This is a genomic window from Kitasatospora sp. NPDC047058, from assembly GCF_040643935.1.
GTDB lineage: Bacteria > Actinomycetota > Actinomycetes > Streptomycetales > Streptomycetaceae > Kitasatospora.
This window is the reverse complement of the sequence record NZ_JBEYVJ010000423.1, coordinates 1-5,570: the sequence shown is the minus strand read 5'-3', so window position 1 is coordinate 5,570 and position 5,570 is coordinate 1. Positions and strand designations below refer to the sequence as shown.

The window sequence follows — 5,570 nt, the reverse complement described above, 5'->3', positions numbered from 1 at the left end:
CTTGGCGGACCAGATGGTCTCGCCCGGCGCGGCCAGGTCGGGCTTGACGACCCCGGGGACCCCGATGCCGCGCGAGGTGAAGTCGGTGAGGGTGTTGGCGGGGTTCGCCCTGCTGTTGGTGGTGGTGTTCGTGGTGGCGTACGCGGTGGGGCGCGGGGCGGGGCCGGTGTCGCCGGGGCTGACGCCCGGGAGCGGCGGCGGGGGCAGGCCGGGGATGGGCGGGCACGACATGGGGGCGGGCCGGTGAGCGCGGTCGCGGGTGCGGACGCCGCGGAGCTGGTCAGTACGGACCTGGCGGTCGGCGGGATGACCTGCGCGGCCTGCGTGAGCCGGGTGGAGAAGCGGCTGGCGCGGATCGACGGGGTGACCGCCGGGGTCAACCTGGCCACCGGGCGGGCGCGGGTGCTGCACCCGGCCGGGGTGACGGTCGAGGAGCTGGTCGCGGCGGTCGAACGGGCCGGGTACACGGCCGAGCCGGCGTCCGGGGGGCAGGTCCTGGCGGATCCGGAGGAGGGCCCTGGCGAGCGCCGGCGGCTGCTGGTGACGGCGCTGCTGGCCGTGCCGGTGGTGGTGCTGTCGATGGTGCCGGCGCTGCAGTTCCCGGCCTGGCAGTGGGTCTGCTCCGGGCTGGCGGTGCCGGTGGTGACGTGGGGTTCGGCCGGGTTCCACCGGCGGGCCTGGCAGGGGCTGCGGCACGCGGCCGCGACCATGGACACGCTGGTGAGCCTCGGGGTGGTGGCGTCCTTCGGCTGGTCCGCGTACGCGCTGCTGTTCGGCGGCGCCGGGGCGGTCGGCATGCGGATGCCGTTCTCGCTGACCGCGGACGGCGGCGGCGCCGCGCACGTCTACCTGGAGGCGGCCGTCGGCGTGCCGCTGTTCGTGCTGGCCGGGCGGCTGCTGGAGGGCCGGGTGCGGCGGCGCAGCGGCGGCGCGCTGCGGGCGCTGGCCGAGCTGGGCGCCAAGGAGGTGTGCGTCCGGGACCGGGAGTCCGGGGCGGAACACATGCTGCCGATCGGACAGCTGCTGCCCGGGCAGGAGTTCGTGGTCCGGCCGGGCGAGCGGGTGGCCACCGACGGGGTGGTGGTGGACGGCGGTTCGGCGCTCGACCTGAGCCTGCTGACCGGCGAGAGCGTGCCGGTGGAGGTCGGCCCCGGGGACCAGGTCGCCGGTGCGACGGTCAACGTCGGCGGCGCGCTGGTCGTCCGGGCGACCGCGGTCGGCGCCGACACCCAGCTGGCCCGGATCACCGCGCTGGTCGAGGACGCCCAGGCGGGCAAGGCCCGGGCGCAGCGGCTGGCGGACGCGGTGGCCGGGGTGTTCGTGCCCTGTGTGCTGGCGGTGGCGGTGTGCGTCCTGGGCTTCTGGCTCGGTGCGGGCGCCGATCCGCAGGCGGCGGTCACCGCGGCGGTCGCCGTCCTGGTGGTGGCCTGCCCGTGCGCACTCGGCCTGGCCACGCCGACCGCCCTGCTGGCGGCGACCGGGCGGGGTGCCGAGCTGGGCGTGCTGGTGCGCGGTCCCGAGGTGCTGGAGAGCCTGCGCCGGATCGACACCGTGGTGCTGGACAAGACCGGCACGCTGACCACCGGGCGGATGGAGCTCGCCGAGCTGACCACCGCGCCCGGTGTGACCGAGGACCAGGTGCTGCGGCTTGTGGGAGCCGTCGAGCACCGTTCGGAGCACCCCATCGGGAGGGCCGTTGTGGGGGCGGCCCGGGCCCGGTGCGGCTCCGAGCCCCTTCCGGCGGTGGCCGATTTCACGGCCACCGCCGGAGTCGGGGTCACCGGCACGGTCGAGGGGCGGCAGGTCCGGGTGGTCCGGCCCGACGACGCCGCGGGCCCGCTGCCGGCCGGCCTGACCGAAGCACTGGACCGCGCCGCGGCCGCCGGACGGACGGCCGTGGTGGCGGAGCTGGACGGACGGCGTCCTGACCTGCGTCACGCCGGTCGCGGCGTCGTAGAACCAGCCCGCGGCCGCCGAGTCGAGCGCGGCCGCCGAGTCGAGCCGGGGCAGCGGGCCGCCCTCGGTCACCACCAGGCGCGGGGCGGGCCTGCCGTGCACGGTGAACCGGTACGCCCGGGTGGCCGGCTTGCCGGCGTAGTCGCCCACGCTGGCACCGACCCGGACGACGGTCACGGCCCGGTCGGTGTGGACGTCCACCCGCTGGGTGGCCGAGGCGCCCGCGCCGAACTGCCGGGTGACGCCGTCGTCCTCGTACAGCGTGTAGGAGGAGTCGCCCTGCGGGTAGAGGTCGTAGTCGAGCTCGCCCTTGTCGCGGTTCTGCCAGGACAGCGTGCCCTCGGGCCACATCGGCACGATCGAACCGCCCTTGACGAACAGCGGCAGGGTGTCGAGCGGTGCCGAGTAGCCGTTGACCGTGGTCGGGCCCTGGTAGACCTTGCCGGTCCAGTAGTCGGTCCAGGTGCCGGCCGGCAGGTAGATGCCGTCGCGCACCGAGGTGTCGGCGTAGACCGGGGCGACCAGGAAGTCCGGCCCGGCCAGGAACTCGTACCTGGCGTCCGGCCCGAGCGCCGCCGGGTCACCGGGGTACTCCAGCGCGAGCGGCCGTACCGCGCCGATGCCGGTCCGGGTGGCCTCCGCCGACAGGGTGTACATGTACGGCAGCAGCCGTTCCTTCAGCTGCAGGTACTTGCGGTTGACCGAGGTGTAGGGCTCGCCGTCCAGCCAGGGCTGCTGGTCGCGCTGCTCCTTGCCCGCCATGTCCTTGGCCCAGCCGTCCATGGTCATGATGGCCGGCAGGAAGGCCTTCCACTGCAGGTCGCGGGTGTACATCTTCGGGTCGCGCCGGAAGATGGAGCCGACGTCGCCGGTGTTGTACGCGATGCCGGACATCGTCGCGCCCGCGTAGGTGGGGATCTGCCAGCGGATGTAGTCCCAGGACAGGGACTGGTCGCCGCTCCAGAGCACGCCGCAGCGCTGCGCGCCGGCCCAGGAGACGGGCAGCCAGACGAAGCCGCGGGCGTCGCTGTTGTCCTCGATGCCGGCCTTGGCCCGGTCGCAGGCGTTCAGCGCGAAGTCGTAGCCGTTGCCGACCCAGGCCACGTCGAGCTTGCGCACCCGGACCCCGGCCTTGACCTCCTCGGCCTGGTTCGGCAGGCCGTTCTGCGTCCAGAGCCCGAGCTGGGCGTGGTTCTTCCGCAGGCCCTCGCCGGTCTTCGCCAGGTCCTCGTAGCCGCAGCCGTAGCCGTCGTTGACGAGCATCCAGCCCAGCGGCATCCCGTGCTCGGCGTACCCGTCCGCGATCTTGAGCGCGTCCTGGGTGTGCCGCTCGCCGCGGTTGGCGTTGTGCAGGTAGCAGTCGGAGTCGCCCGGTTCCAGCCCGTACACCGGCGGCATGAAGGGTTTGCCGACCAGCGCGGTGTACTGGCCGATCACCGACTTCACGTCGCCGGTGAAGTAGTAGGCGTCGAGGCGCCGTTCCTGCTGCCCGGTGCGCACGGGTGAGCCGAAGTCGTAGATCCCCGGTGCGAAGGTGTTGCGGAAGACGCCGTAGCCGGCCGAGGAGACGTAGAACGGCTGGGAGTTGTTGTAGCCGCCCTCGTTCCAGTCGAAGCTGTTGGCGACGTGGACGGTCCGGTCGCGGTGCGAGAAGGCGCCGTTCTGCTCGCCGCCGCCGAAGAACTGCTCGTCGCCGCCGCGGACCAGGCTCTGCCGCATCCCGCTGGTGCTCCAGCGCAGCGGGGCGTCCTCCTGCCAGAGCGCGGTGCGGTCGTCGGCCCGGTACAGGCCGAACCGCAGCGGGTGCTTGTAGACCCGCAGCACCAGGCCGCCGGCCCGGATGCCGTAGTAGGCGCCGTTGTCGAACGTGCTGGTGTCCCGACGCAGTTCGGGCTGCTTGCGGATGATGGTGGGGCCGGCCGGGTCGGTGAGGACGCCGTCCGGGGCGGCGCGCAGGCGCAGTTGGTCGTCGGCGAGGAAGTCGACCTTGGCCTTGAGGGTGCCGGCGGCGATGTCGTAGCTGCCCCCGGAGCCGCCGAAGGAGGTGAGGTCGCCGGCGTCGTCGGTCTGCGGCAGGTAGGCCCGGCCGGTGTACGCGTTGTCGTGCACGTCGTAGGGGACGACCAGGACGTGGTAGGTGCCCGAGGCCCGGGGGATGACGGTCGACTCGGGGTCGGCGGTGCCCGCGCTCTGGGCGACCTGCTTGCCGTCGGCGTCGTAGACGTAGAGGTCGAAGTCGTCGGTGGGGGTCTGCCACTGGATGGAGAGCGGGACGCCGCCCTCCGGGTTGTCGTCCCAGTACCCGGCGGGGACGTCGACGGTGAGGTCGAAGTGGTCGCAGACCGCGCCGGCCGGGTCCTGGGCGGCGGGCGGGCAGTCGGCGGCGCCGCCGAGCGTCCCCTTGGCGTAACGCGGGCTCTGCCAGGTGGCGTTCCGGTGGCCGGCGTCGAGGACGGCGGAGCCGGGGGTCGCGGCCCGGGCCGGGACGGTGGGGCCGGCCAGGGCGGCGATGCTGGTGACGGCCGCGGCGAGGGCGGCCCCGCGGAGGTGGTGTCGGAGCAGGCGCACGGTGCGTTCTCCTGTCGGCTGCGCGGTGACTGTCGATAGCTGTTCAGTACTTGCGCGAAACTGCTCGAAAATCCGAGCTTCGGAGCAACATTCACAGCGGGCGGCGTACATGTCAATGGTGGCGGCATGCCGGAGCCCCGGCTCAAGGCCGGGGCTCCGGAAGGGATTTGGCGGCGTACGGCCTCGTGGCCGGGTGCGGCGTGTGCGCGGGCGGCTACTTCACCGAGCCGGCGGTGAGCCCGGAGACCACCTGGCGCTCGATGAAGGCGAACAGCACCACGACCGGCACGATGGCGACGACCGAACCGGCGAAGAGGTAGTTCCACTGCACGGTGTAGTTGCCGATGAAGCTGCTGATGCCGACCGTCAGCGGCTGGCTGTCCGGCTCGGTCGACAGGGTCAGGCCCATCACGAACTCGTTCCAGGCCGAGATGAACGTGAAGATCACCGCGGTGACCACACCGGGCATGGCCAGCGGGAGGGTCACCCGGCGCAGCGCCCCGAGCCGGCCGAGGCCGTCGATCATGGCGGCCTCCTCCAGCTCCACCGGGATGGAGCCGATGTAGGCGGTGAGGATCCAGACGGTGAAGGCCAGGTTGAAGGCGGCGTTGCAGAGGATCAGCGTCCAGACCGAGTTGAGCAGGTGCAGCTGGTAGAACTCGCGGTAGAGGCCCACCAGGAGCGAGGTCGGCTGGAACATCTGGGTGACCAGGACGAGCAGCAGGAAGAGCCTGCGGCCGCGGTACCGGATGCGGGCGGTGTAGTAGGCGGCGGGCAGCGCGACGAGCAGCGCCAGCAGGGTGGAGCCGCCGGCCACCAGCAGGGTGACCCGCAGGTTGCCGCCGAGGGTGGACTCGCGCCAGACGCCGACGAAGTTGGACCAGGCGAAGTGGCTCGGCAGGTAGGTCGCGTCGCGCAGTTCGTCGGCCGGGCGCAGGGCGGTGACGACCATCTCCAGGTAGGGGAGCAGGAAGAGCGCCGCCAGCAGCCAGGCCACGGCCGCGAGGACCAGGGTGCGCGGCCGGCTCAAGCCCCGCATCGGGCAC

Annotated in this window: 1 protein-coding gene and 2 pseudogenes; 1 reads left to right on the top strand and 2 read right to left on the bottom strand. The window is 73.2% G+C overall.

Going from position 1 to position 5,570, the window contains the following annotated elements; translation table 11 throughout:
- Positions 1–306: 306 nt before the first annotated feature.
- A pseudogene (locus tag ABZ885_RS34495) lies at positions 307–1,854 on the top strand (heavy metal translocating P-type ATPase); the annotation flags it as partial.
- Between the two features lie 66 nt (positions 1,855–1,920).
- Here the strand turns inward: ABZ885_RS34495 and ABZ885_RS34490 are convergent.
- Positions 1,921–4,524, bottom strand: a pseudogene (locus ABZ885_RS34490) (TIM-barrel domain-containing protein); the annotation flags it as partial.
- A 214-nt stretch (positions 4,525–4,738) separates the two neighbouring features.
- Positions 4,739–5,563: a carbohydrate ABC transporter permease gene (locus ABZ885_RS34485; RefSeq protein ID WP_360197690.1), complete on the bottom strand. Its 825-nt coding sequence runs from the start codon at positions 5,561–5,563 to the stop codon at positions 4,739–4,741.
- Positions 5,564–5,570: the final 7 nt, after the last annotated feature.

Coding starts and splice junctions, on each gene's coding strand:
- ABZ885_RS34485 (WP_360197690.1), bottom strand. CDS start 5,563: ATGCGGGGCTTGAGCCGGCCGCGCACCCTGGTCCTCGCGGCCGTGGCC.